A 1,078-nucleotide genomic window follows, 5' to 3' on the forward strand; every position below is an offset into this window, starting at 1 on the left:
AAGTGATAAAGTCGGGATTTTATCACAAAACTACTCGATATCAAAGACCCTAATGCCCAAATTATGGATATCATTAATAGAAGGAAATCATTGCTAAACTGGATTATGAGGCTCCATCTTGCCCAATTTGATTCAGAAGAAGTTCATCATCGCTTAGAGGACTGCATTTGCCCTGACTGTCAGGGAGAGCTAAAAGAGATTGGAGCGAGTCTTCAAGGCCAAGAATTAGTCTTTATTCCTGTGCAATTAAAACGCATAGATCATATCCAACACTCTTACAAATGCCAAGCATGCAGTGAGAAAAATCCGAGTGATAAAATCGTGAAAGCTCCTATCCCTAAAGCCCCTTTGGCGCATAAGCCTTGGCTCAGCTTCTATAATCGCTCACACCATCCATCAGAAGTTTAATCTGAAGGTTCCCAATTATCGCCAAGAAGAAGATTGGGCTAAGATGGGTTTACCAATCACACGTAAGGAAATCTCTAATTGGCATATCAAGGCGAGTCAATACTATTTAGAGTCCCTTTATAAGCTTTTACGAGAAAAGTTGTTAGAACACGCTCTTCTTCATGCGGATGAAACCTCTTATCGGGTCTTAGAAAGTGATAGCCATCTGACCTACTATTGGACTTTTTTGTCTGGGAAAGCTGAGAAACAAGGGATTAGGCTTTACCACCATGATCAGCGTCGAAGTGGTTCAGTAGTACAAGAATTCCTAGGAGATTATTCTGGCTATGTGCATTGTGACATGTTGCGGCAGTAACTTAGGACTTTAGTCCTCTAGTTCTGCCTATGCGATAGCAGTCCAAGGTTTAGGAGCAAGGCGACGCTAAGCTTGGTAAACTGCGAACCGCTAGAAGCTTATCGTCAACTGGAAGAAGCTGAACTTGTTGGATGTTGGGCGCATGTGAGAAGGAAATTTTTTGAAGCGACCCCCAAACTAGCAGACTCTCGTAAACAAAGAGGTTTTAGAGGCTTGTTTACCATGGACTAAAGTTGTACAAGAAAAGTGCAAATAAGAAATCTCCAAATTAGGAACTATCCGTGAGTTCACTAGTCTGTAAGCGCGTCATAACAA

General features: G+C 41.7%; 1 pseudogene. It reads left to right on the plus strand.

From position 1 onward, the window contains the following. Window positions 1–105: 105 nt before the first annotated feature. Window positions 106–946 (plus strand): annotated as a pseudogene (locus tag HT719_RS12075) (transposase); the annotation flags it as partial. Window positions 947–1,078: the final 132 nt, after the last annotated feature.

It is taken from the genome of Streptococcus sp. k-378 (assembly GCF_013277505.1).
Taxonomy (GTDB): domain Bacteria; phylum Bacillota; class Bacilli; order Lactobacillales; family Streptococcaceae; genus Streptococcus; species Streptococcus pseudopneumoniae.